We start from the raw sequence: 25,427 nt of genomic DNA on the forward strand, positions 1-25,427 counted from the left end.
CGGGAAAAGGATTAGAGATCATGTCGTCCTCCGATCACACACCTTCCGGTTCCAACACCGGCCCCGTTTCTGGCACTGGACGGGCGCCGGAAAATCAACCCTTCAACCTGTCGCGCTGGGCGATCGCCCATCCGAGCATCGGCCGGTTCCTGTTCGGCCTGATCATCATCATCGGTGCGCTCGGCATCATGAACATGGGCCAGAAGGAAGATCCGGATTTCACCTTCCGCGTCATGGTCGTGCAGGCCGTGTGGCCGGGTGCCTCGCTGGAGGAAATGCAGGATCAGGTCGCCAACAAGATCGAGCGCAAGCTGCAGGAGACGCCGCATCTCGACTGGGTAAAGTCCTATTCGCGCGCCGGAACCTCTATCATCACTCTGCAGATCAAGGGTGATACCAATGCCCGCGATGTCGCCGATGCCTTCTATCAGGTGCGCAAGAAGGTCAGTGACATTACCGATCTCCCGGACGGGCTGTTGGGCCCCTATTTCAACGACGAATTCGGCGACACCTATATCACGCTGCATGCAATCAGCGGCGAAGGCTACAGCTATCCCGAACTGAAGCGCTACGCCATTCAGGCGCGCGACATGCTGCTGGCCACGCCCGGCGTCGAGAAGGCCGTCATCCTCGGCGATCAGGCCGAAAAGATCTATATCGACGTCTCGTCCAAGGTTCTGGCCGAGCACAATCTTACCTTCAACGACCTCCAGAGCGCCCTTGCGGGCCAAAACACCGTCGATCCCGCCGGGAACATCCAGACCTCCAGTCGTTCCGTCCGGATCGCGGTGGAGGGGGGCGTCACGACACCCGAAGACGTGCGCGAGCTGCGCCTGCGCACCGGATCGCAAGTCATCCGTCTCGGCGATATCGCCACCGTCTCCTCAGGCCTCGTCGAACCCTATGATCGCAAATACCGCTTCAACGGTCACGACGGCGTGCAGGTCGGCGTGGTGATGGCGCCCGGCTTCAAGGTGACGGATGTCGGCACGTCGGTCGAGGAAACCTATCACCGCTTCACCGCCGCACTGCCGCTCGGCGTCTCCGTGGATCAGGTCTCCAATCAGCCGGAAGTGGTGACGGAAGCCGTCGGCGAGTTCACACAGGCGCTGATGGAAGCGCTGGTCATCGTGCTCGCCGTGTCGCTGATCTCGATCGGCTGGCGTTCCGGCATCATCATCGCCATCGCCATTCCCTTGGTTCTCGCGGCAACGCTTGCCATCATGTATACGCTTGGCATCGAGCTGCAGCGCATTTCGCTCGGTGCACTGATCATCGCACTGGGCCTTCTGGTGGATGATGCGATGATCGTCGTCGAGATGATGGAGCGCAAGCTGGAGGAGGGGCTGCCCAAGCTGGAAGCCGCCACCTTCGCCTACTCCTCCACCGCATTTCCGATGCTGACGGGCACGCTGATCACCGTCGCCGGTTTCATTCCGGTCGGTTTCGCCAATTCCACCGCCGGCGAATATGTCCGCTCGCTGTTCTATGTCGTCGGCATCGCGCTGGTCGTGTCGTGGTTCGTCGCCGTCTATTTCACGCCGTGGATCGGCTATATGCTGCTGAAACAGCGTGCCCATGCCGGCACGCACCATGACGCCTATGACACACGTTTCTACCGCGGCCTCAAGCACTCGGTGGGCTGGGCGGTCAGGCACCGCGTCATCGTGCTGCTTTTGACGCTCGGCGTATTTGCTGGCAGCCTGTGGTCCTTCCAGTTCATCCCGCAAAGCTTCTTTCCGCAATCGTCTCGGCCGGAAATCCTCGTCGACATGTGGTTGCCGGAAGGCACGTCGATCGAGGAAACCGAACGGCAGGCGAAGGCGCTGGAAGCGCGCATTTTGCCCGATCCCGACAAGACCTTTGTCGCTACCTATATCGGTGAGGGCGCACCGCGCTTCTTCCTGCCGCTCGATCAGCAGCTTCGCAACCCAAACTATGCGCAATTGCTGGTCATGGCGAAGGACGTGGAGACCCGCGAGCGCCTGATCGTGAAACTGCGCAAGACGCTGGCCGATGATTTCCCGACCGTGCGTGGCAAGGTGGATCGCCTCTTCCTTGGTCCTCCGGTCGGTTGGGCGGTGCAGATGCGTGTGCAGGGCCCGGATCGCGACGAGGTTCGCCGCATTGCCGATCAGGTGAAGGCGCGGTTCCATCAGAACCCGGTTCTCGGCGCCGTCCATGACGACTGGCTGGAAAAGGTGCCTTCGATGAAACTTGTCATCGATCAGGACCGTGCCCGCGCGCTCGGCGTCTCGTCGCAGCGTGTGCGCCAGATGCTCTATGCAGCAACCACCGGTGCGCCGCTCGGGGATTTCCGCGATGGCGAGGAAACGGTATCGATCGTTGCCCGCGAACCGGCGGAGACGCGCAAGCTTCTGTCGGCGGTGGAAAGCGTCTATATCCCGACCGACAGCGGCGCCTTCGTGCCGGTGTCGCAGATCGCCCGCGTCGAGCCGGTTCTGGAAAACGGCATCGAATGGCGCCGTGACCGCCTGCCGACCATCACCATCAAGGCGACCGTTCCCGACAGTGTCGAGCCGACCGATCTTTCGGTAAAGCTCTACAACCAGCTTGGCGATATCCGCGCGCAATTGCCGGCCGGCTACCGGCTGGAAATTCAGGGTGGTGCCGAGGATGCGGCCGAAAGCCAGCAGTCGATTGCCGCCAAGGTGCCGGTGATGCTGCTGGTCATCGTGGCGCTGCTGATGGTCCAGCTCCAGCATTTTGGAAAATCCATGCTGGTTCTGGCCACCGGTCCGCTCGGCATTATCGGCGCTGCTGCGGCCTTGCTGATCAGTGGCGCGCCTTTCGGTTTCGTCGCCATCCTCGGCGTCATCGCACTGCTCGGCATCATCATCCGCAACTCGATCATCCTGATCGACCAGATCGACCAGGATATTGCGGCGGGCATGCACAAGGCGGAAGCGATCGTCGGCGCTGCCGTGCGGCGTTTCCGTCCGATCATGCTGACGGCGATGACCGCCGTTCTGGCGCTGATCCCGATCTCCTGGGGTCTGTTCTGGGGGCCGCTCGCCTATGCGATGATGGGCGGCATTCTGGTCGCCACCGTGCTGACCATCTTCGTGCTGCCGGCCGGTTACGCGCTGTTCTTCGGCCGTGAGCCGAAGGAGACGGAAAAGTCGTCCGATCAGCAGAACGAGCCGCAGCAGCTCGACCTGCCGATGGCGGCGGAATAACGCAATTCGGGGCCTGTTTCGCAACGTTGGAACAGGCCTCGCCAAACGGCCTTTGCGTTGGTCGAAAATTCTCTCTGTGTGAATTGCGGGAGTGGTGCGTTTCTCGCGCGCTCCCTTGTCGCCGCCTATGTTTGCGCACCAGCAAATCCCACCGGAGACTTTTGATGAACCGCCTCCTGATCCTCGGCACTGCAATCGCCGCTCTTTTCGTGCAGCCGGCCTTCGCGCAGGAGCAGAAACTCCTTAACGCCTCCTACGATATCGCCCGCGAGCTTTTCGTGGCCGAGAACGAGGCCTTCGTGAAGACGCATCCGGGGGTCACCATCGACCAGTCGCATGCCGGCACCTCCAAGCAGGCGCGCTCGATCGTCGAAGGTCTGGAAGCCGATGTGGTAACCTTCAACCAGGTGACCGATGTCGAGTTTCTGGTGAAGCAGGGTTTTGTTTCGAAAGACTGGCAGAAGGCGTTTCCGAACAGCGCTTCGCCCTTCTACTCCTTCCCGGCTTTCCTGGTGCGCGCCGGCAACCCGAAGAACATCAAGGGTTGGGCGGACCTCGGCCGTGACGATGTTCACGCCGTCTTCCCCAACCCGAAGACGTCGGGCAATGCGCGTTACACCTATCTTGCGGCCTATGCCTGGGCGAAGGAAGAGTTCAAGGACGATGCGGAAAAGATCGACGCCTACATCACCAAGATCTTTGACAATGTTCCGGTGTTCGACACCGGCGGCCGCGCTGCCACCACGACATTTGTCGAGCGCGGTCAGGGCGATGTGCTGATCACCTTTGAAGCCGAAACCCGCGGCATCGAAAAGCAGTATGGCAAGGACAAGGTCCTGAGCGTCATCCCGTCCGTCAGCCTGCTCGCGGAATTCCCAGTGGCCGTGGTCGACAAGGTTGCCAAGAAGCATGGCACGGAAGCGCTGGCAAAGACCTATCTCGATTTCCTCTATACGGAAGAGGGCCAGCGTGTTGCCGCCGAGTTCGGTCACCGTGTCCACAATGAAAAGGTCGCCGGTGAGTTCAAGGACCAGTTCCCTGAAATCCGTCTCGTCAATGTCGATGACGTGTTTGGCGGCTGGTCGAAAATCCAGTCGGAACATTTTGCCTCCGGCGGCACGCTCGACAAGCTTTACGGCAGCCGGTAACTTTTTCCGAGCAGACGCCCAATCTTTCGTCATGCTCGGGCTCGTCCCGAGCATCTGCCAACGCCAAATTGAGGGCATAGCAGATCCTCGGCACAGGGCCGAGGATGACGAGGAGAGTGCGGCGGCCCTGTCATTCTTTCACCGGCGGATTTCCATCCGCCGGATTTTGCCAATCAAGGAACCGACTGCGTGAGACGCCGTAATGTCCTGCCCGGCCTGCCGCTATCGCTGGGCGTGACCCTGTTTTATGTCGGCCTGATCGTGGTGCTGCCGCTGGCAGCGCTCGTGTTCAAGGCCGCGAGCCTGGGGCCTGCCGATTACTGGCAGATCATATCGTCATCGCGCGCCGTCGCGAGCTACCGCGTCACCGTGCTGTCGGCGCTTGGGGCGACGCTGTTCAACCTGTTCTTCGGACTGGCGCTCGCCTGGGTCATCACCCGCTACCGCTTTCCCGGCCGGCGCATCGTAGATGCCATGGTCGACCTGCCGTTCGCGCTGCCGACGGCAGTGGCCGGCATCGCGCTCACCGCCCTGTTTGCCAATAATGGCTGGTTCGGTTCGGTGCTGGAAAGCGCCGGCATCAGGGTGGCCTATACGCCACTCGGCATCATGATCGCCATGTGTTTCACCTCGCTGCCCTTTATCGTGCGCACGGTGCAGCCGGTTCTCGAAGATCTCGACCCGGCGCTGGAAGAGGCGGCGCAATCGCTCGGCGGTTCCGACTGGACGATCTTTCGCAAGGTCATCCTGCCGCTGCTGACACCGGCGCTTCTGGCCGGCGTATCGCTGTCCTTCGCCCGCTCGCTTGGCGAATTCGGCGCGATCATCTTCATCGCCGGTAACCAGCCGATGTCGACGGAAATCACGGCGCTTCTGATTTTCATCCGGCTGGAGGAATATGACTATCAGGCCGCTGCCGCGATTGCCTCGGTGCTGCTGCTCACCGCCTTTTTCATGCTGGCCGTGACCAACTGGCTGCAGGCGCGGGCACTGCGTTACACGGTGAAGGGATAAGTCATGAGTTCTCTCCCCTCACACAAAAAGCCGCCGCGTGTCGGCGACAACCCCATCTTCCGCCGCATGCTGATCGGCATTGTGCTCGTTCTCGTCGCTTTCGTCATCGTCGCGCCGCTGATCATCATCGGCGTCGAGGCATTTTCGAAAGGCTGGGCCACCTATCGCGACACAATCATCCATCCCGATACGCTGCATGCGATCGGGTTGACCGTGCTCGCGGCGCTGATCGCGGTGCCGGTCAACACCGCCTTCGGCATCGCGGCGGCATGGGCCATCACCAAATTCGATTTCTGGGGCAAGCGGTTTCTGCTGGTTCTGATCGAAATCCCGTTTTCCGTATCGCCAATCGTGGCCGGTGTCGCCTATCTGTTCGTCTACGGCCTGCAGGGCCTGTTTGGACCGCTGCTGGATGCCTGGGACATCAAAATCCTGTTTGCCATTCCCGGCATCATCATCGCCTCGATGTTTGTGACAGCCCCCTTTGTGGCGCGCGAACTGATCCCGCTCATGCAGGCGCAGGGGCGTGATCTGGAAGAGGCAGCAACCTCGCTCGGCGCTTCCGGTTTCCGAACCTTCCTGTCGGTGACGCTACCCAATGTAAAATGGGCGCTGCTTTACGGCGTCATTCTCTGCAATGCGCGCGTGATGGGCGAATTTGGCGCGGTGTCGGTCGTTTCCGGCAATATCCGCGGCCAGACCAATACGCTGCCTTTGCATATCGAACTGCTCTATCACGATTATCAGGCGGCGGGCGCGTTTGCGTCTGCCTCCATCCTGGCATTGCTTGCCGTCTTCACCATCATCGCCAAGGTTTTGCTCGAGCGCCAGGGTGCGGGCCGCGTCCGCAAAACCGTCAACAGGTCAGAGAAAACCGCATGAAGATCCGCCTCGAAAACGTCGTCAAAACCTTCGAGACCTTCCGCGCCGTAAAAGACGTGTCGCTCGATATCGAAAGTGGCGAACTGGTGGCGCTGCTCGGTCCCTCCGGCTCGGGAAAGACCACGATCCTGCGCATGGTGGCGGGACTCGAATATGCCGATGGCGGCCACATCCATTTCGGCGATCAGGATGCGACCGACATTCCGGTGCGCGATCGCGGCGTCGGTTTCGTGTTTCAGCATTACGCGCTGTTTCCGCATATGACCGTGGCGGACAACATCGCCTTTGGCATGAAGGTGTCGAAGGTGAAGCGCGACAAGGCAGCCATCGCCGCCCGCGTCACCGATCTGCTGCGGCTGGTGCGCCTCGAAGGGCTTGGCGATCGTTTTCCGGCCCAGATCTCCGGCGGTCAGCGGCAGCGCGTGGCGCTTGCCCGTGCCCTTGCCGTCGATCCCAAGGTGCTGCTTCTCGACGAACCTTTTGGCGCGCTCGATGCCAATGTGCGGCGTGACTTGCGTCGCTGGCTGCGCGAAATCCATTCGGAACTCGGCATCACCACGCTTTTTGTCACCCATGACCAGGAAGAAGCGCTCGACCTTGCCGACCGGGTGGTGATCCTGAAGGACGGCCAGATCGTGCAGCAGGGCACGCCGCAGGAAGTGTGCCGCGATCCGCAATCCGCCTTCGTGATGAAATTTTTGGGCGATGCCAATGTTATCGCGGCAGACGTGCGCGATGGGCGGGCTTATGCCGGGAATGTCTCCGTGGAGGCCGCAGACGTGGCGGATGGCAAGGGCGAGATTTACGCGCGCCCGACCGATCTCGACTGGTCTCACGCCGGACCGGGCATTGCCGCGACGATTTCGCGCGTGCTCGACCGTGCCGATGGTCGCCGTGTGCTGGCAACGACGGCGGCGGGCGAGGCGCTGGAATTCGATGTGGAGCCGGAGCGGGTGGTGAAGGCCGGGGAGGCGGGGTTCGTGACGCTGAGAAGGGCGAAGGTGTTTGCCGTCTAGGCGAGGATCTCGAACGCGCCTTCCGCCAGCACCTCGCCATTGACGATCAGTTCCACTGCGTGCCGGCCGGGATAATGCACACGCGTGGTGAAATCGCGGATGGCACGGCTGATGGAAAGCTCTAGATCGACGCCGGCATCCAGCGTGATCTCTTTCCATTTGAACACCTTATTCGAGGTGCCACCTGCTTTTTTCACGTAATGCACGGCGTAATCGACCACGAGCTTTTGCGGCGACGTGGCGGTCGAGATCAATTGCGCGGCAATTTTTACCGCGCCGCCAAGTTTAAGTTCTGACGGCGTCACCGAAAAGTTGTTCACCTTCACCTCTGCCTTGTGTCCGGCGCCCAGCACATGCAGCGCCCGCGCGTCGCCCTTCTTGATCAGCGTGCGCAAGGCCTGCCGGATGATCCAGGCGCTATGGGCATTTGTCTGATCCCAACCGGCAATCTTTTGCAGCACCCAGTCCGGGTGATCCTTGGTGATATCGTTCAGATGGTTGGCGACGGATTTGCGCACGTAATGCGCCGGGTCGCTGCGCAGGTTTTCGAGGATTTTTGCAACGGGCGAGGGATCGGCGATCAGCGGTTTCAGCTGAAACGACCATGGCAGGCGCGGGCGGCAACCTTCCGAGGCGAGACGGCGCACATGTTCGTTGTCGTCTCTGGACCATGTTTCCATGACCTCGAGTGTGCGGGCCTGATCCTTTTGCAGAAAATGGCGGATGGCGAATTCCGATGAGCCGAAGCGGGTAAAATAAGCCAGCGCCCGCATGGAAAGGTCGAAATCATCGTGGCCGTAAAGCGCCACATATTCGGGCAGCGTGATGGAGGCAAAACCGTGGTTGATGCGCGGTGCCAGCGCCCAGATGATCTCGATGTTTTTCTCATAGGGACCGGGCAGGGTGGCGTGAAAGGAGACCGCGATCTGCCTCAGACGTTGCATGATGCTGAGGTTGTCCAAACCGTCCGATGCCAGTGTCAGAAACCGTTCGCCGTCGAAACCCGGATGGATCGCGGTGGTCTCGTTGGCAAAATGCTCGAGGCGGGCGCGGTTGAAAATTTCCTTGAGAAGGGGAGCTGCATCGGGCGCGGTTTTGGTCATGACGTTTCCGGGCGCTCCTTTTGAGGTGTTGGTGCTAGCCTCTCCTACGTCATCCTAGGGCTTGTCCCTAGGATCTAACCACGCCAGACAATGGCGCTCAGCAGACCCTCGGGACAGGCCCAAGGGTGACGTCGAGAGTGAGGCAGGCGCGCAGTCTCTATCTCAAAAATGTTCAATCTTTGTTTTTCATATTCCACTCCGCCCGGACACACAGTCCCAGAAACGAAACGGCCGGAGTTTTCACTCCGGCCGTTCCGCCATTCCAATGAAGCTGGTGATCAGCTCATCTGGCTGACATATTTTGTCTCAAGATAGGCCTGAACCGCTTCCGAACCGCCTTCCGTGCCATAGCCCGAATCCTTGATGCCGCCGAAGGGTACTTCCGGCAAAGCAAGGCCATTGTGGTTGATGGTCAGCATGCCGGCTTCCACCTGACGGCCGAGTTCGTGTGCCGTCTTGACCGAGCCGGTAAAGGCATAGGAGGCGAGGCCGAAAGGCAGGCGGTTGGCTTCTTCGATCGCATCCTCGAAAGTCGAGAACCGGTTGACGATGGCGACGGGGCCGAACGGCTCGTCGTTCATGATCTTTGCTGAAGTCGGCACGTTGGCAAGAACGGTCGGCTCGAAGAAATTGCCCTTGTTGCCGATGCGCTTGCCGCCGGTCTTCAGTTCCGCGCCGTTGGCGACGGCGTCCTGGATCAGTTCTTCCATGGCCGGGATGCGGCGCTCGTTGGCAAGCGGCCCCATGACCGTGTCGGCCTCCAGACCGTTGCCGACCTTGATGGCTTCGGCAGCCTTCACGAAACCTTCGAGGAACCTGTCGGCGACGCCATCCTGGATAAGGAAGCGGGTCGGCGCGACGCAGACCTGGCCGGCATTGCGGAATTTCGACATGGCGGTGATCTCGATCGCCTTGTCGAGATCGGCATCGTCGAAGATCATCACCGGGGCGTGGCCGCCCAGTTCCATCGTGGCGCGCTTCATGTGCTTGCCGGCAAGCGAGGCGAGATGCTTTCCGATCGGCGTCGAGCCGGTGAAGGAAATCTTGCGGATGACCGGATGCGGAATGAGATATTCCGACACTTCGGCCGGCACGCCGTAAACCAGACCAATGACGCCGGCCGGAACGCCGGCATCGGCAAAGGCGCGGATCAGTTCGGCGGGCGAAGCCGGCGTTTCTTCCGGTGCCTTGACGATGATCGAGCAGCCGGCGGCAAGTGCTGCCGAAAGCTTGCGGACGATCTGGTTGATCGGGAAATTCCACGGCGTGAAGGCGGCAACCGGGCCGACCGGCAGCTTGATCGCCATCTGCGAAACACCGGCGAAGCGCGCCGGGATGATCTGGCCATAGGTGCGGCGGGCTTCTTCGGCGAACCAGTCGATCGTATCGGCGGCGCCCATGATTTCCATCTTGGACTGAGCAAGCGGCTTGCCCTGTTCGCGGGTCATCATGTAGGCGATCGCGTCTGCGCGTTCACGCAGGTTGTCGGCCGCCTTGCGCATCATTTTAGAGCGTTCGAAAGCCGAGGTTTCACGCCAGATCTTAAATCCCTTGTCGGCCGCTTCCAGCGCCAGATCGAGATCCGCATGCCGAGCATGCGCGATCTTGCCGATCACGTCGTCGGTCGCCGGGTCGGTCACGTCGATGGTCTCACCCGCGATGGCATCGCGCCATTCGCCGGCAATGAAAAGCTTGACGTCGGGATAGGTAGTCATGGTGTCCACTTTCTTTTTCGGAAGCATGGAGCGGGGCCGGCGGGCGCCGGCGCAGGCAATAGCGGTCCTGACGTAGGATAGATGCCAGCCACAATCAACGGTGCCGGCAAAAAGTAATACTAAATGGGCCGAGCCAGGCGGAGCGCCCGAGCCTGGCTGGCAATTCGCGCGGAGCGCTCGTGCTTAGAAAAAGGCCTGAAGGCCTGTCTGGGCGCGCCCGAGGATCAGCGCATGGACGTCATGCGTACCCTCATAGGTGTTGACCGTTTCGAGGTTTTGGGCGTGGCGCATGACATGGTATTCGATCTGGATGCCGTTGCCGCCATGCATGTCGCGGGAGGCGCGGGCAATGTCGAGCGCCTTGCCGCAATTGTTGCGCTTGACGATCGAGATCATTTCCGGCGCCATCTTCTCGGCATCCAGCAATTGTCCGACGCGCAATGAACCCTGCAGGCCAATCGCGATTTCCGTCTGCATGTCGGCCAGCTTCTTCTGGTAAAGCTGCATGCCGGCCAACGGCTTGCCGAACTGCTTTCTATCGAGACCGTATTGACGGGCGCGGAACCAGCAGTCTTCCGCGGCGCCCATCACGCCCCAGGAAATGCCGTAGCGGGCGCGGTTGAGGCAGCCGAACGGGCCTTTGAGGCCCGACACATTCGGCAGAAGCGCATCTTCGCCCACTTCAACACCGTCCATGACGATCTCACCGGTGATGGACGCGCGCAGCGACAGTTTCCCGCCGATTTTCGGCGCCGACAGGCCCTTCATGCCCTTTTCCAGAACGAAACCGCGGATCTCGTTATTGTGCGCTTCCGACTTGGCCCAAACGACGAACACGTCGGCGATCGGAGCATTGGAAATCCATGTCTTGGCGCCGCGCAGGCGATAACCGCCCTCGATCTTTTCGGCGCGGGTCTTCATGCCGCCGGGGTCGGAACCGGCATCCGGCTCGGTCAGGCCGAAACAGCCGATCAGATCGCCGGAGACGAGGCCGGGGAGATATTTCTGCTTCTGCTCGTCGGAGCCGTAGGCAAAGATCGGGTAGATGACGAGCGAGGACTGCACGCTCATCATCGAGCGATAGCCACTGTCGATGCGCTCGATCTCCCGGGCCACGAGGCCGTAAGCCACATAGGAGGCATTGGCGGCGCCGAACTCTTCCGGCAGGGTGACGCCCAAAAGCCCGGTCTGGCCCATCAGCCTGAAAAGGCCCTTGTCCGTGGTTTCGTCGAGATAGGCCTTTTCCACGCGGGGCAGCAGTTCCGACTTCGCGAAAGCGGCAGCCGTGTCGCGGATCATCCGCTCGTCTTCGCTGATCTGCTCGTCCAGCAGAAACGGGTCTTGCCAGGAAAATGCGGTGCGGGTGCTCAACGGTCATGCCTCTGGTATCGTTCTGGTCCCATTGTCGCCAAGCGCCTTGGATCGGCAAGCGTTGTTTACTCAAGCCGCCATGATGTATAGGAATGGACCATGATCACCGCGAGCCGCCGATTGCTGCCTTCGACCGGTGCGCTGGCCGCCTTCGATGCGGTGGCGCGGCTCGGCAGTTTTTCCGGCGCCGCCGACGAGCTGTCGCTGACACAAGGGGCTGTCAGTCGCCAGATTTCCGGGCTTGAAGACCAGTTGGGCGTGATGCTGTTCGAGCGTACCAGCCGCGGCGTCGGCCTGACGGCGGCGGGCGTGGATTACGCCAAATCGATCGGAAATGCGCTCTCGCTGATCCGCTCGGCCTCGCTGAAGGCCATGACCAAAACGCATAACGATCAGCTCAATCTCGCCATCCTGCCAACCTTCGGCACCCGCTGGCTCATGCCGCGCATTCCGCGCTTTGTCGCGCGGCGTCCGGAGATTACGCTCAACTTCGCCACCCGTATCGGCATCTTCGATTTCGAGAAGGACGGTATCGATATGGCGATCCATATCGGCTTGGCCGACTGGCCCGGGGCGGAATGCACCTTTCTGATGGACGAAATGGTGGCACCGGTCGCAAGCGCGGCCTTCATGGAGGCTCATCCGATTGCGCGCGCGGAGGATCTGGGGGCGTTGCCGCTCTTGCACATGGCATCGCGACCGGGCGCCTGGACCCATTGGTTCCAGAGCCTGGGCCTGCGTGACGCGCCATCGCAGGGCATGCGGTTCGAGCAGTTTTCGAGCGTGGCGCAGGCCTGCATCGCCGGGCTCGGTGTGGCGTTGATGCCGCTGTTCCTGATCGAATCCGAATTGCGCAATGGCGAGATCGTTCAGGCCTTTCCGCACCAGGTGCGCAGCCCCAGCGCGTATTATGCGGTCGCACCCGTCGCCAAGACCGATTCCCGCCCCGTTGCCATGTTCCGCGCATGGCTGGTCGAAGAGATCGGCCGTTATCGCGACGAACCCTATTTCGCCTGACCCGTTTTCGCTTCATGGAGAGCCGAATGCAGCCGCACGATTTCTGGCAGGAGATCTATCCCGCCGACACGTTTGATCCGGCAGGCCCGTTCGATACGTTCTATCCCGCCATGCTGGAGGATGGTCGGCAGATCATGCTGCCGATCCGGCATCTGTCGAACGGTGAAAACGCGCTGGCCTCGCTGATCATCAATCAGGCGAGTTTTGCCGTGCAGGATGCATTGGCGGATGCGCTGGCGGCCAAGCTGAGACCTTTCGATCCGGAGATCGTCGTTGGCCTGCCGACGCTGGGCCTGACGCTGGCTGCGGCCGTCGCCCGCCGTCTCGGCCATGGCCGCTACGTGCCGCTCGGGACCTCGCGAAAATTCTGGTACGACGAGGAATTGTCTGTGCCGATGTCGTCGATCACCACGCCGGAATATTCCAAGCGGCTCTACGCCGATCCGCGCATGCTGCCGCTTTTGCGTGGTAGCCGTATCGCGCTGATCGATGATGTGATTTCCAGCGGTTCGTCTATCCTCGCTGGCCTGTCGTTGATGCAGGCGATCGGCATCGAGCCTGTGGTGATCGGCGCCGCCATGCTGCAATCGGAACGCTGGCGCGACACGATCGCCGATATCGATCCCAAATGGCGCGACCATATTGTCGGCGTGTTCAAAACGCCTCTGCTCAGCAAGTCGGATGACGGGCACTGGACCAAATAAGATGATTTTTTCCTGCTTGCCGAGTGTGTGGAGTTCTGAATAGGATCAGCGCTTCGCATCGCAGCAGAGATCTGGAAAATTCATGGAACTGGTGTTCGACGGCCATAATGACGTGCTTCTCCGGCTGTGGAGGACCATGAAAGGGGGCGGTGATCCCATCTCCGAATTTCTGAAAGGCACAGCCGAGGGCCATATCGATGCGCCGCGCGCCAGGACCGGGGGTCTCGCCGGCGGCATCTGCGCCATCTACATTCCATCCGGCGATCTGGTGCTGAAGGAGCCCGATGAAAGCGGACATTACGAAACGCCGCTGGCCGCGCCGCTCGACTACCTGCCTTCCCTGAACATCGCCATGGAAAAGGCCTCGATCGCGCTGCGTCTCGATCGGGCTGGTGCGTGGCGCCTGTGCCGCTCGACGGCCGATATCCGCAAAGCCATGGCGGAAGGCGTGTTTGCCGCCGTGCTGCATATGGAAGGCTGCGAGGCGTTGAGCGCCGATCTGGCCGAACTGGATGTGTTTTATGCGGCCGGCCTGCGGTCGCTCGGCCCCGTCTGGAGCCGCCACAACATCTTTGGCCACGGCGTGCCGTTTGCCTATCCGATGTCGCCGGATACCGGGCCGGGCCTGACCGATCTCGGCTTCGAGCTGGTCAAGGCTTGCAACAGGCTCGGCATCCTGATCGATCTCGCCCACATCACCGAGAAGGGTTTTTGGGACGTGGCGAAGACAACGGATCAGCCGCTGATCGCCAGCCATTCCAACGCGCATGCGCTGACGCAGGTCGCACGCAATCTCACCGATAAGCAGATGGATGCGATCAGGGAAAGCCGCGGGCTTGTCGGCCTCAACTATGCCGTCACCATGCTGCGGCCGGATGGGCGCGATGACGCCGCGACACCGCTGTCCGACATGATCCGCCATATCGATTACATGGTGGAGCGCATGGGGATCGACTGCGTGGCGCTCGGATCCGACTTCGACGGTGCGACCGTTCCTGCCGATATCCAGGATGCGGCCGGCAACCAGAAACTGGTTGCGGCCCTTGGGGACGCGGGCTACGCTTCTGAAGATATTGCTAAATTATGCCGGGAGAACTGGCTGCGCGTGCTGGGGGAGGCCTGGCACGAACAGGCCTGAAGGCCGAGGCGATACGAAGGCGGCAACGACCGCCGGGACGACAGAAATAACGACAATAACGGGCAACAAAACAACGGGAACGACCACCATGATGAACTCTTTCAATAGACGCATTCGCATTCTTTCCGCAGGCGCGGCACTCGCGCTGATCACGCTGGCTGCGCCAAACGCCTTTGCCGCGACGCCGGCCGATACGCTGGTCGAAGGTTTTGCCATCGACGACATCATCACCATCGATCCGGGCGAGGCGTTCGAGCTTTCGACAGCCGAAGTGACCGCCAACAGCTACAGCAAGCTGGTCGGTCTCGATCCTGCCGACACGTCCAAGGTGGTCGGCGATCTGGCGGAAAGCTGGACCATTTCCGATGACGGCATGACCTATACGTTCAAGCTGAAGCCCGACCTGAAGTTTGCCTCCGGCAATCCCCTGACGGCTGAAGATGTCGCGTTTTCCTTCGAGCGCGCCGTAAAACTCGACAAGTCGCCGGCCTTCCTGCTCACCCAGTTCGGCCTGACCGGCGATAACGTGACCGAAAAGGCCAAGGCCACCGACGCCACGACCTTTACCTTCACGGTCGACAAGGCCTATGCGCCGAGCTTCGTGCTTAACGTTCTCACCGCCACCGTCGCCTCCGTGGTCGACAAGAAGATGGTGATGGAACATGCCAAGGCCATGACGCCGAGCGCGGAATACAAATACGACACCGATTTCGGCAATGAATGGATGAAGACCGGTTATGCCGGTTCCGGCCCGTTCAAGGTTCTCGCATGGCGCGCCAATGAAGCCGTCATCATGGAGGCCAACCCGAACTATTACGGTGAAAAGCCGAAGCTGAAGCGGGTCATCTATCGCCACATGAAGGAAAGTTCGGGCCAGCGCCTGGCGCTGGAGAACGGCGATATCGATGTCGCCCGCAATCTCGAGCCGAACGACCTGACGGCCATCGAAGGCAAGGAAGGGCTGTCGTCAACATCGGCGCCGAAGGGCACGATCTACTATTTCAGCCTCAACCAGAAGAACAAGAACCTCGCCAAGCCGGAAGTGATCGAGGCGATGAAATATCTGGTCGATTACGATGCGATCGGCGCCACGCTGATCAAGGGCATCGGCGAGATCCACCAGACTTTCCTGCCCAAAGGCCAGCTCGGCGCCAGCGATGAAAAGCCCTACAAACTCGACGTCGCCAAGGCCAAGGAACTGCTGGAAAAGGCGGGCCTGAAGGACGGTTTCACCGTCACCATGGATGTGCGCAACACCCAGCCGGTGACCGGCATTGCCGAAAGCGTGCAGCAGACGCTGGCGCAGGCCGGCATCAAGCTGGAAATCATCCCCGGCGATGGCAAGCAGACGCTGACAAAGTTCCGCGCCCGCACGCACGACATCTATATCGGTCAGTGGGGTTCGGACTATTTCGATCCGAACTCGAATGCCGAGACCTTTACCGTCAACCCGGACAATTCCGACGAGGGCAAGAACAAGACGCTGGCCTGGCGCAATGCCTGGGATGTACCGAAGGAACTGTCGGACGCTGGCAAGGGCGCACTTCTGGAAAAGGACGCGGCCAAACGCGCCGCCATCTATGAGGACCTGCAGAAGAAGGTGGCGGCGGTGAGCCCGTTCGTGATCATCTTCCAGCAGACGGAAGTGGCGGGCTATTCCTCGAAGCTGAAGAACTACAAGCTTGGCCCGAGTTTCGATACGAACTTTGTCTATACGGTCTCGAAGGACTGATTGCGGCTTAGGCTGCGGCCCCTTGTTGCTCAACCGTCGTCATGCTCGGGCTTGTCCCGAGCATCTGCAGCGTATCATTGTTTGAAGCGTGAGCAGATCCTCGGGACAAGCCCGAGGATGACGTCGAGAGTGAGGCGCCCTTGTCTTTCGACTTAAGGAGATCTTCTTGACTCTCACCGATACGACGGCAGCGACACGGCGCAAGCGCAGCCGTTCCTCCTCCACCGGCAAGGCGGTTCTCCGTTTTCTGGTGACTGTCGTCACGACTTTCCTCGGCCTTCTGGCCGTCACCTTTTTCATCGGCCGCGTCATCCCCATCGATCCGGCGCTCGCCATTGTCGGCGACCGCGCGCCGGCGCATGTGGTGGAACGCGTGCGCGAGCAGCTGGGGTTGAACCTGCCGCTCTACCAGCAATTCTATTTCTACGTTCGCGATGCGCTGACCGGCAACTTTGGCACCTCCGTCCTCACCACAAACCCCGTCATGGAGGATATCCGCCGCGTCTTCCCGGCAACGATGGAACTGGCGACGATCGGCACGCTGTTTGGTGCGCTGATCGGCATTCCGCTTGGCGTGCTCGCGGCCGTCAAACGTGGTTCCATTGCCGACCAGATCGTTCGCGTCGTCGGGCTGATCGGTTATTCCGTGCCGATCTTCTGGCTCGGCCTTCTCGCGCTGCTGTTGTTTTACGCAAAGCTGCGCTGGGTTGCCTATCCCGGCCGTCTCGATATCGTCTACGAATACACGTTTACGCCGATCACCGGCTTCTTCCTGTTCGACAGTCTGGTTCAGGGCCAGTGGGACGTGTTTTGGGATGCGTTCCGCCACATCATCCTGCCCGGCGCGCTGCTCGGGTATTTTTCGCTCGCCTATATCAGCCGCATGACGCGCTCGTTCATGCTCAACGAACTGCAGCAGGAATATATCGTCGCGGCCCGCGCCAAGGGGCTCTCGGAAACACGCATCATCTGGTTCCACGCATTGCGCAATGCCGCCGTGCCGTTGATTACCGTGATCGCACTTTCCTATGCCGGCCTGCTGGAAGGTTCGGTGCTCACCGAAACGATCTTCTCCTGGCCAGGGCTTGGCCTCTACATCACCAATTCGCTGCAGAATGCGGACATGAACGCGGTTTTGGGCGGAACGATCATCGTCGGCTCCGTCTTCATCGCCATCAACCTCCTGTCCGACCTTCTGTACCGCACGCTTGATCCAAGGACACGCAGCCGATGAGCGTCGTGGAACAGACTTTCAAACCCTATAGCCGCGAATGGCTGCTTTCCGACCGCCCGACCTCTCGCCATCAGGCACGGCTTGGCCGCGCCTATGTGATCTGGCGGCGGTTTTCCGAAAACCGGCTGGCGCTGGTCGGTCTCGGCATCATCATTTTGCTGCTTCTGGTCGCCGCCTTTGCTGATGTTCTGGCACCGTATAATCCGGTACAGGGCGATCTGAGAAACGCCCGTCTTCTGCCGCCCGGCACGGCCGGTTACTGGCTCGGCACCGATGACCAGGGCCGCGACATTCTCTCCCGTCTAATCCACGGTTCGCGGCTGACCCTGATGGTGATCGTACTGGTCGCGGTCATCGCCGCACCGATCGGGCTTATCGTCGGCACCGTCTCCGGTTATGCCGGCGGCTGGATCGATGCCATCCTAATGCGCATCACCGATATCTTTCTTGCCTTTCCAAAACTGGTTCTGGCATTGGCGCTGGTGGCCGCTCTCGGTCCCGGCATTGAAAACGCCATTCTCGCCATCGCCATCACCTCCTGGCCGCCTTATGCGCGCATCGCCCGGGCCGAAACGCTGACCTTTCGCAATTCGGAATTCATTTCGGCCGTCAAACTGATGGGCGCTTCGCCCTTCCGCATCGTGCTACGCCATGTCATGCCGCTTTGCCTGTCGTCGCTGATCGTGCGCGTGACGCTGGACATGGCCGGTATCATCCTGACGGCCGCCGGTCTCGGTTTCCTCGGTCTTGGCGCACAGCCGCCGCTGCCGGAATGGGGGGCGATGATCGCCTCGGGTCGCCGTTTCATTCTCGACCAGTGGTGGGTGGCGGCCATGCCGGGTTTTGCCATTCTCGTCGTCAGCCTCGGCTTCAACCTTTTGGGGGATGGTCTGCGCGATGCCCTCGATCCGAAGGAGGCCGGCCAATGAGTGCGCCGCTTCTCACCGTCGATGACCTGCGCGTCACCTTTCCCACCCGTACCGGCGAAGTGCAGGCCGTGCGCGGCGTCTCCTTCACCCTTGGCCGTGAACGTCTCGGCATTGTCGGTGAAAGCGGGTCGGGCAAATCCCAGACCGGCCGCGCCATCATGGGCCTGACGCCGGGTCATGCCAAAATCACGGCCTCGAAACTGGAATTCGACGGCATCGACCTGCTCAAGGCGGCACCAAAGCAGCGGCGGGACCTGCGCGGTAAACGCATCGGCATGATCCTGCAGGACCCAAAGTATTCGCTGAACCCGGTGATGACCATCGGCAAGCAGATCATCGAAACGCTGCTCGCGCATGAAAAGCTCAGCCGGTCCGAGGCCAGAGATCGGGCGTTGAAAATGCTGGAGGCGGTGCAGATCCGCGATCCCGAGCGTGTGTTCGGCCTCTATCCGAACGAGGTTTCCGGCGGCATGGGCCAGCGGGTGATGATCGCCATGATGCTGATCTGCGGTCCGGAAATGCTGATTGCCGACGAGCCGACCTCGGCGCTCGATGTGACCGTGCAGCTCGATGTGCTCTCCATCCTCGACAAGCTGGTGGCCGAGCGCGGCATGGGGCTGGTCTTCATCAGTCATGACCTTCGGCTGGTCTCGTCCTTCTGCGACCGCGTCATCGTCATGTATGCGGGCCGCATCGTCGAGGAACTGCCGTCGGCCGATCTGGCGCAGGCGAAACATCCTTATACGCAAGGCCTGCTTAACTGCCTGCCGACCATCGGCGCCGACCGGCATCCGCTGCCGGTTCTGGAGCGCAAGTCGGAGTGGTCGGCGTGAAGATGGGCAAAATGACAGAAAAAACCGCACTTTCCGTCCGCGACATGGTCGTGACGTTTGATGAATATGTGGCGCTCGACAAGGTGAGCGTTGATGTCGCCACGGGCGAGTCTTTTGGTATCGTCGGTGAATCCGGTTCGGGCAAATCGACGTTGTTGCGGGCTGTGGCCGGTCTCAACCGGTTCGAAGAGGGGACGCTCAGCGTTGATGGCCGCACTTACCTGAGCGGCAGCCGGGACAAGGAATTTTACCGCACCGTACAGATGGTGTTTCAGGATCCTTATGGCTCGCTGCATCCGCGCCAGACCGTGGACCGGCTGCTGCTTGAACCGCTGGTCATCCACGGTTTCGACAATATCGATGCCCGTATTGCCCGTGCGCTGGATGAAGTGGGCCTGGGCGCCGGCTTCCGCTTCCGCTATTCGCACCAGCTTTCCGGCGGCCAGCGCCAGCGTATCGCCATTGCCCGCGCACTGATCCTCGAGCCAAAGATCCTGCTCTTGGATGAACCAACCTCGGCGCTCGATGCCTCGATCCAGGCGGAAATCCTCAACCTATTGGAACAGGCGCGCAAGGATAGAGACCTGACCTTTGTCATGGTCAGCCATGATCTTGGCGTCATCAGCCACATGTGCGAACGGGTGGCGGTGATGAAAGACGGGCGGATCGTTGAGACCGTGCCGGTGGAAGCGTTGGAGAAACGCGCCTTTTCTGCGGATTACACGCGCCGGCTTCTAGTGGCCAGCGAAGGATTTCGCCGCGGCTGACGCATCTGTCCCTGCTGTTTTTAGTGGGTTGCACGGAAGTGTCACAATCCGCATTGTGTGTGCAGTTGCGAAATGGCGGTTTCTGGTCAATGACAAGCCACCGTCCGATCGCGGGGCGCAAGCGCTGCCAAATGGGGAACACGAATGGCCAGGACGATTTCTTCCATTGCTTCCGCATGCAATTTCATCACCCGCCGGGCGGCCGTTGGCCTGATGGTGGCAACGGCTGCCATGGTTGTGGGGCAGGGCAGCGCACAGGCTGCGAAAAGCTCGGTGACGCTCGGCATGGCGGTGGAACCGGGTGGGCTTGATCCAACTATCGGCGCGCAGGTGATGATCGGGCAGGTGACGTGGCAGAACGTGTTCGAGGGGCTGACGACGATTGACCGGGCCGGCAAGGTCGTACCGCTTCTGGCGACAAGCTGGGACGTATCGCCGGATGGCCTGACCTATACGTTCAAGTTGCGGGATGGCGTCAAATTTCATGATGGCACGGCCTTCGACAGCGCGACCGCAAAATTCACGCTTGAGCGCGCCCGCGGCGCCGACAGCGTCAATCCGCAAAAACGCTACTTCTCCACCATCGCCACGATCGAGACGCCGGATGCGGCGACGCTGGTGCTCAAGCTGAACCAGCCGACCGGCAGCCTTCTCTACTGGCTTGGCTGGCCGGCTTCCGTGATGGTGGCGCCCAATACCGCCGACAACAACAAGGTGACGCCGGTTGGCACCGGCCCATTCAAATTCGTCAACTGGGCCAAGGGGTCGCAGGTCGAACTCGCCAGGAACGCCGACTACTGGAACAAGGAGGTGGCCGTCAAAATCGACAGGGCGTCCTTCCGCTTCATCGGCGATCCTCAGGCGCAGGCCGCTGCCCTCAAGGCTGGGGATGTGGATGGGTTCCCCGAATTCGGCGCGCCGGAACTGATGGAGAGTTTCAAAGGCGATGCCCGTCTGGTGACGGTGATCGGCAATACCGAACTGAAGGTCGTTGCCGGCATGAACAATGCCACCAAGCCGTTTTCCGACAAGCGGGTGCGCCAGGCGCTGATGATGGCGGTGGATCGCGCCACCGTCATCGAAGGTGCGTGGTCGGGCCTCGGCACCGCGATTGGCAGCCATTACACCCCGAACGATCCGGGTTATGTCGATCTCACCGGCACCTGGCCTTACGATGTCGAAAAGGCCAAGGCGCTTTTGGCCGAAGCCGGCTATGCGAACGGCCTGACCTTCACCATCAAGGCACCGCAAATGGCCTATGCGCAGCGCAGCGCCCAGGTCCTGCAGGCCATGTTTGCCGAAATCGGCGTGACGATGAATATCGAGACCACCGAATTCCCGGCAAAATGGGTGTCCGATGTGCTGAAGGCCGCCAATTACGAGATGACCATCGTCGCCCATGCCGAGCCGATGGATCTCGATATCTATGCGCGCGATCCGTACTACTTCAATTACAGGAACCCGGCCTTCAACGACGTGCTGGCCAAGGTACAGGAAACGGCCGATCCGGCCGAGCAGGCCAGGCTCTACGGCGAGGCGCAGAAGATCCTGGCCGAGGACGTGCCGTCGCTGTTCCTGTTCGTGATGCCGAAACTGGGTGTCTGGGACGGCAAGTTGAAGGGTTTGTGGGAGAACGAGCCGATCCCTTCGAATGTGCTGACGGATGTGCATTGGGCCGAGTGACAGATGACAGGAGTGGCATGACAAGATTTCCCCGCCAGCCAGCCGGGACCGTCTTGCGCGTCTTCTTCGCGCCTTCGGGATGGCCGCAAGGGGACTTGTTCGCGCCCTTGGAATGGCGGCAAGGGGAGTGGCTGGGGCTGGCCGACGCTCTGGAACCTGCGTGGAGGCCGAAACGGGCATGGCACCTGCGACCTGCACGGGGCCTGCGTCCCGCATGCGATCGGCGAGCCGTATCGGGCTTGCGGCCGGCGGCGCGCCCGCGAGCTGCATCTGGAAAGACGTCGCCACGGGATTGCCCGTCCTTTGCGGGGCATGGGCTCGGCTGGCCGCAAGGCGATGTTCCTCCCGAAGCGATCATCCTGCTGCAGGCGGGGCAGGGGAGGCTGCCCGGTGGCTGCCTCGGTCCCACGGTGAATTTGCAGCAAGTTTCTTCCGCCCGCAGGCGCTGCGCAGCTGACACCCTCGGGATGCGCGACAGTGGCATCGAAATCGACGGAGGCGTTCTCATCCCATGATCACGCTCGTCGCCCGCCGCCTTTTCAGCCTGATCGTCACGCTTCTTGCCGTATCGCTCATGATCTTCGCCGTCATGAACCTGCTGCCCGGCGATCCGGCAGCGATCATGCTCGGCACCTCTGCCAGCCCGGATACGCTGGCGGCCCTGCAGAAACAGATGGGCCTCGATCAGCCATGGCCGGTTCGTTACCTCGCCTGGCTTGCGGGCGTGGCGCGGGGTGATCTCGGCAGTTCCTATACCTATAGCGTGCCGGTGGCCGGCCTGATCCTGGAACGGCTCGCCGTTACCCTGCCTCTGGCTCTGCTCGCGGTGCTCATATCGGTGGCGATCGCCGTGCCGCTCGGCGTCACCGCTGCGCGCCATCGCAACGGGCCGCTTGATATTCTGATCGGCCTGTTCTCCTATGCCGGCATTGCCATGCCCGGCTTCTGGGTCGGGCTGCTGCTGATCCTGCTGTTTTCCTCAAACCTCGGCTGGTTGCCGGCCGGCGGCTTTCCCGGCTGGCAAGCGGGAATAGGAAAGGCGCTGACGGCGCTCGTGCTGCCGGCGCTGTCGCTGGCGCTCGCGCAGGCCGGCGTCCTGACGCGGGTCGCGCGCACCGCGGTTCTGGACGTGATGAACGAGGATTTCGTACGCACCGCCCGCGCCAAGGGGCTGAGCGAGAGGGCCGCGGTTTGGCGGCATGCGGTGCCGAATGCGCTGATCCCGGTCGTCACCATGCTCGGTCTGCAGTTCACCTTTTTGGTGGCCGGCGCTGTTCTGGTCGAAAATGTCTTCAACCTGCCGGGCCTCGGCCGGCTCGCCTATCAGGCGCTGTCCCAGCGGGATGTCATCGTCATGCAGAATGTCGTTCTGTTTTTTGCCGCGCTCGTCATCCTCATGAATTTTCTGGTCGATCTTGCCTATCTGGTGATCGATCCGCGGTTGAGGACGCAGGCACGATGACCGCAGGAATGGCCTCCATCACCGCGACAATTTTGCGCCGTCCCGTCTTTCTGGTCGGGCTCGTCATCACGCTGGCGCTGGTCGCGATTGCGCTCCTGTCGTTGGTCTGGACGCCGGCGCCGCCCGCCAAGATGCAGATCCTGCTCAAACTCAAACCCCCTTTCGCGGCCGGCCTGCTTGGCACCGACCAGTTCGGCCGTGACATGGCATCGATGCTGATGGTCGGCGCGTGGAATTCGCTGTCGACGGCCCTGGCGGCGGTCGGCGTCGGCGCGGCGATTGGCACGGCTACCGGTGTCATCGTCGCCGCCCGGCGCGGCTGGACGGAGACCATCGTCATGCGCCTGTGCGATATCGTCTTCGCGCTGCCGCCGATCCTGTCGGCGATGATGCTTGGCGCTTTTATCGGGGCAGGGCGGTTCACGGCCATCCTGGCGATCGCCACGTTCATGGTGCCGGTCTTTGCCCGCCTGACCTTTGGCGCGGCCTTGCAGATCTGGACGCGCGATTATGTCATGGCAGCGATCGGCATCGGCCGTTCGCGTAGCCGGATCACCCTCGTGCATGTTCTGCCCAATATCGCCAACCAGATCATCGTGCAGGTGACCATCCAGATCGGGCTGGCCATTCTGACCGAGGCGGGCTTGAGCTTTCTCGGTCTCGGCATGCCGCCGCCGGCGCCGACCTGGGGGCGTATGCTGGCTGATGCGCAGACCTATCTTGGACAAGCTCCCTGGCTGGCGCTTCTGCCCGGCCTGGCCATTGCGCTCGCCGTGCTCGGCTTCAACATGCTGGGCGACGGATTGCGCGACCTTCTCGATCCGCGCGAGCGGGGCTAGCGCACACGCAGACTACGTCATCCGGAGCGAGGATCATGGCCATGGCCGATTTTGTGAAGACCGATCTCCTGACACTGACCATTCGCGAATTGCGAGGGCTTTTCGCCGACAAGCGCCTTTCGCCCATGGAATACTGGCTTGCGGTGGAAAGACGGATCGAAGCCTTCGAACCGCATGTGCAGGCGCTTTACCTCTATGATCCGGCGCATGCGAGGGCGCAGGCGCAAGCCTCGACCGAACGCTGTGCGAGGGGAGAGCCTCTGGGCGCGCTCGACGGCATTCCGGTGACGCTGAAGGAGCTGATCGCCACCCGCGGCCAGCCGGTGCCGCAGGGGAGTGCGGCGGCGGATCTGGTGCCGGCGGCGGCAGATGCGCCGGTTGCGGCGCGTCTGAAGGAAGAGGGTGCGGTGATCTTTGCCAAGACCACCTGCCCGGATTACGGCATGCTATCTTCCGGTCTTTCGAGCTTCCACCCGCTCAGCCGCAACCCGTGGGACTTAAGCCAGAACCCCGGCGGTTCCAGCGCCGGCGCCGCGGCGGCCGCGGCGGCCGGTTTCGGGCCATTGCATATCGGTACCGATATCGGCGGTTCGATCCGCCTCCCGGCAGGGTGGACCGGGCTCTTCGGCTTCAAGCCAAGCAACGGGCGCGTTCCGATCGATCCCTATTATCCCGGTCGCTGTGCTGGTCCGATGACGCGCACCGTCGAGGACGCGGCCTTTTCAATGGCGGTGCTGTCGCGGCCCGACTGGCGCGACGCGACCGCCCTGCCGCCGGAGAGCCGCGACTGGCTCGATCTGGATGTGGAGGTGAAAGGCATGCGGATCGGCCTGATGCTCGATGCCGGCGTCGGGCTTGCCGCGGATCCCGAAATCGTCGATGCGGTGACCCGCGCCGCCGCCCGTTTCGAGCAGGCGGGCGCCACGATCGTCCCGGTCGCGCCGGTGATGACGCGCGCCATGCTCGATGGGCTCGACCTGTTCTGGCGGGCGCGCCTCTGGGCGGATATTGAGGCGCTTGCAGTGGAACGGCAGCGCCTGATCCTGCCCTATATTTTCGAATGGGCGCAGGGTGGCGCGCATGTTTCGGGTGTCGAGGCGGTGCGCGGCTTCAACCGGACGATCGACATGCGCCGGGCCTGCGCCAATCTTTTCTCCACTCTCGACGCAGTGCTTTCCCCGACCAGTCCGGTCATCGCCTATCCGGCCGAATGGGCGTCGCCGACCAATGATCCGGCAAGGCCGTTCGAACATATCGGCTTCACGCTGCCATGGAACATGGGCGAACAGCCTGCGGCGTCGATCCATTGCGGCTTTTCCAGAACCGGCATGCCGATCGGCCTGCAGATCGTCGGCCCGCGCTTTGCCGACCTGACGGTGCTGCGGCTTGCAAAGGCTTTCGAGACCTTAACGGGCGGGGTGCGCGAATGGCCGCAACCGCCTGCCCTGCCATCGGTTTCGCTTTTATCGCAAGGTCGGGAACAAAAAAACCTTTTCGACGTTGACCGCGTGACCGAAGACGGGAAACCCATGCCTCTGTGAGGCACGCGTTTGTGGCGATCGGCTTGGGGATTTTCGGCCTGTTTTCGGGCAGCCTCCCGTGCTGGTGTGACCTGTCCCGTTCTCGATTGCGATAGAATC

General features: G+C 61.6%; 20 protein-coding genes. 17 read left to right on the forward strand and 3 right to left on the reverse strand.

The features are described 5' to 3' along the window. Positions 1-20: 20 nt before the first annotated feature. The 5 genes from ACQKKX_RS00315 (at position 21) to ACQKKX_RS00335 (ending at position 7,260) form a co-directional block, all read left to right on the forward strand. A complete protein-coding gene (locus ACQKKX_RS00315; protein WP_427567721.1) occupies positions 21-3,200 on the forward strand; it encodes an efflux RND transporter permease subunit in 3,180 nt (1,059 codons plus the stop codon). 164 nt (positions 3,201-3,364) lie between these two features. Next, entirely contained in the window at positions 3,365-4,348 is a 984-nt protein-coding gene (gene cysP, locus ACQKKX_RS00320) for a thiosulfate ABC transporter substrate-binding protein CysP (RefSeq protein WP_427567723.1), read from the forward strand. A 189-nt stretch (positions 4,349-4,537) separates the two neighbouring features. Beyond that, complete coding sequence (gene cysT, locus ACQKKX_RS00325; protein WP_427567725.1) at positions 4,538-5,362, forward strand: sulfate ABC transporter permease subunit CysT; 825 nt, start codon at positions 4,538-4,540, stop codon at positions 5,360-5,362. A 3-nt stretch (positions 5,363-5,365) separates the two neighbouring features. Continuing rightward, entirely contained in the window at positions 5,366-6,244 is an 879-nt protein-coding gene (gene cysW / locus ACQKKX_RS00330; protein ID WP_427567727.1) for a sulfate ABC transporter permease subunit CysW, read from the forward strand. Then, positions 6,241-7,260, forward strand: a complete 1,020-nt coding sequence (locus ACQKKX_RS00335) for a sulfate/molybdate ABC transporter ATP-binding protein (protein ID WP_427567729.1) — start codon at positions 6,241-6,243, stop codon at positions 7,258-7,260. The genes cysW and ACQKKX_RS00335 overlap by 4 nt, the downstream gene beginning before the upstream one ends. Here ACQKKX_RS00335 and ACQKKX_RS00340 read toward each other — a convergent pair. From ACQKKX_RS00340 to ACQKKX_RS00350, 3 genes are all read right to left on the reverse strand, one after another. After that, positions 7,257-8,363: a DNA alkylation repair protein gene (locus ACQKKX_RS00340; RefSeq protein WP_427567731.1), complete on the reverse strand. Its 1,107-nt coding sequence runs from the start codon at positions 8,361-8,363 to the stop codon at positions 7,257-7,259. The genes ACQKKX_RS00335 and ACQKKX_RS00340 overlap by 4 nt on opposite strands. A gap of 278 nt (positions 8,364-8,641) precedes the next feature. Continuing rightward, positions 8,642-10,078 carry an NAD-dependent succinate-semialdehyde dehydrogenase gene (locus ACQKKX_RS00345; protein ID WP_427567733.1) on the reverse strand — a complete coding sequence of 479 codons (1,437 nt, stop codon included), beginning with the start codon at positions 10,076-10,078 and terminating at the stop codon, positions 8,642-8,644. A 183-nt stretch (positions 10,079-10,261) separates the two neighbouring features. Beyond that, positions 10,262-11,449, reverse strand: a complete 1,188-nt coding sequence (locus ACQKKX_RS00350; protein ID WP_427567735.1) for an acyl-CoA dehydrogenase — start codon at positions 11,447-11,449, stop codon at positions 10,262-10,264. A 99-nt stretch (positions 11,450-11,548) separates the two neighbouring features. Here ACQKKX_RS00350 and ACQKKX_RS00355 point away from each other — a divergent pair, with 99 nt between their 5' ends. From ACQKKX_RS00355 to ACQKKX_RS00410, 12 genes are all read left to right on the forward strand, one after another. Then, on the forward strand, positions 11,549-12,466 hold the full coding sequence (locus tag ACQKKX_RS00355; RefSeq protein ID WP_427567737.1) for a LysR family transcriptional regulator: 918 nt from the start codon (positions 11,549-11,551) through the stop codon (positions 12,464-12,466). A gap of 26 nt (positions 12,467-12,492) precedes the next feature. Then, a complete protein-coding gene (locus ACQKKX_RS00360) occupies positions 12,493-13,170 on the forward strand; it encodes a phosphoribosyltransferase (protein WP_427567739.1) in 678 nt (225 codons plus the stop codon). Between the two features lie 82 nt (positions 13,171-13,252). Beyond that, positions 13,253-14,308, forward strand: a complete 1,056-nt coding sequence (locus ACQKKX_RS00365; protein ID WP_427567741.1) for a dipeptidase — start codon at positions 13,253-13,255, stop codon at positions 14,306-14,308. 88 nt (positions 14,309-14,396) lie between these two features. After that, positions 14,397-16,040: an ABC transporter substrate-binding protein gene (locus tag ACQKKX_RS00370; RefSeq protein ID WP_427567743.1), complete on the forward strand. Its 1,644-nt coding sequence runs from the start codon at positions 14,397-14,399 to the stop codon at positions 16,038-16,040. A 247-nt stretch (positions 16,041-16,287) separates the two neighbouring features. Next, positions 16,288-17,274: an ABC transporter permease gene (locus ACQKKX_RS00375; protein ID WP_427569302.1), complete on the forward strand. Its 987-nt coding sequence runs from the start codon at positions 16,288-16,290 to the stop codon at positions 17,272-17,274. After that, positions 17,271-18,203: an ABC transporter permease gene (locus ACQKKX_RS00380; RefSeq protein WP_427567745.1), complete on the forward strand. Its 933-nt coding sequence runs from the start codon at positions 17,271-17,273 to the stop codon at positions 18,201-18,203. The genes ACQKKX_RS00375 and ACQKKX_RS00380 overlap by 4 nt, the downstream gene beginning before the upstream one ends. Beyond that, the gene (locus ACQKKX_RS00385; RefSeq protein WP_427567747.1) at positions 18,200-19,036 is read left to right on the forward strand and encodes an ABC transporter ATP-binding protein; all 837 of its coding nucleotides are present in this window, start codon (positions 18,200-18,202) and stop codon (positions 19,034-19,036) included. Before ACQKKX_RS00380 ends, ACQKKX_RS00385 begins: the two co-directional genes overlap by 4 nt. Positions 19,037-19,047: 11 nt before the next feature. Then, on the forward strand, positions 19,048-19,803 hold the full coding sequence (locus tag ACQKKX_RS00390) for an ABC transporter ATP-binding protein (protein WP_427567749.1): 756 nt from the start codon (positions 19,048-19,050) through the stop codon (positions 19,801-19,803). 213 nt (positions 19,804-20,016) lie between these two features. After that, positions 20,017-21,486 (forward strand): ABC transporter substrate-binding protein, encoded by a 1,470-nt coding sequence (locus tag ACQKKX_RS00395; protein WP_427569303.1) that lies wholly within the window; start codon positions 20,017-20,019, stop codon positions 21,484-21,486. A 511-nt stretch (positions 21,487-21,997) separates the two neighbouring features. After that, positions 21,998-22,948 (forward strand): ABC transporter permease, encoded by a 951-nt coding sequence (locus ACQKKX_RS00400; protein WP_427567751.1) that lies wholly within the window; start codon positions 21,998-22,000, stop codon positions 22,946-22,948. An 8-nt stretch (positions 22,949-22,956) separates the two neighbouring features. Further along, complete coding sequence (locus ACQKKX_RS00405; protein ID WP_427569304.1) at positions 22,957-23,787, forward strand: ABC transporter permease; 831 nt, start codon at positions 22,957-22,959, stop codon at positions 23,785-23,787. Positions 23,788-23,828: 41 nt separating this feature from the next. Continuing rightward, positions 23,829-25,328, forward strand: coding sequence for an amidase (locus tag ACQKKX_RS00410; protein WP_427567753.1), 1,500 nt, complete (start codon positions 23,829-23,831; stop codon positions 25,326-25,328). Positions 25,329-25,427: the final 99 nt, after the last annotated feature.

This window comes from Neorhizobium sp. NPDC001467 (assembly GCF_050275975.1).
In the GTDB taxonomy this organism is placed as follows: domain Bacteria; phylum Pseudomonadota; class Alphaproteobacteria; order Rhizobiales; family Rhizobiaceae; genus Neorhizobium.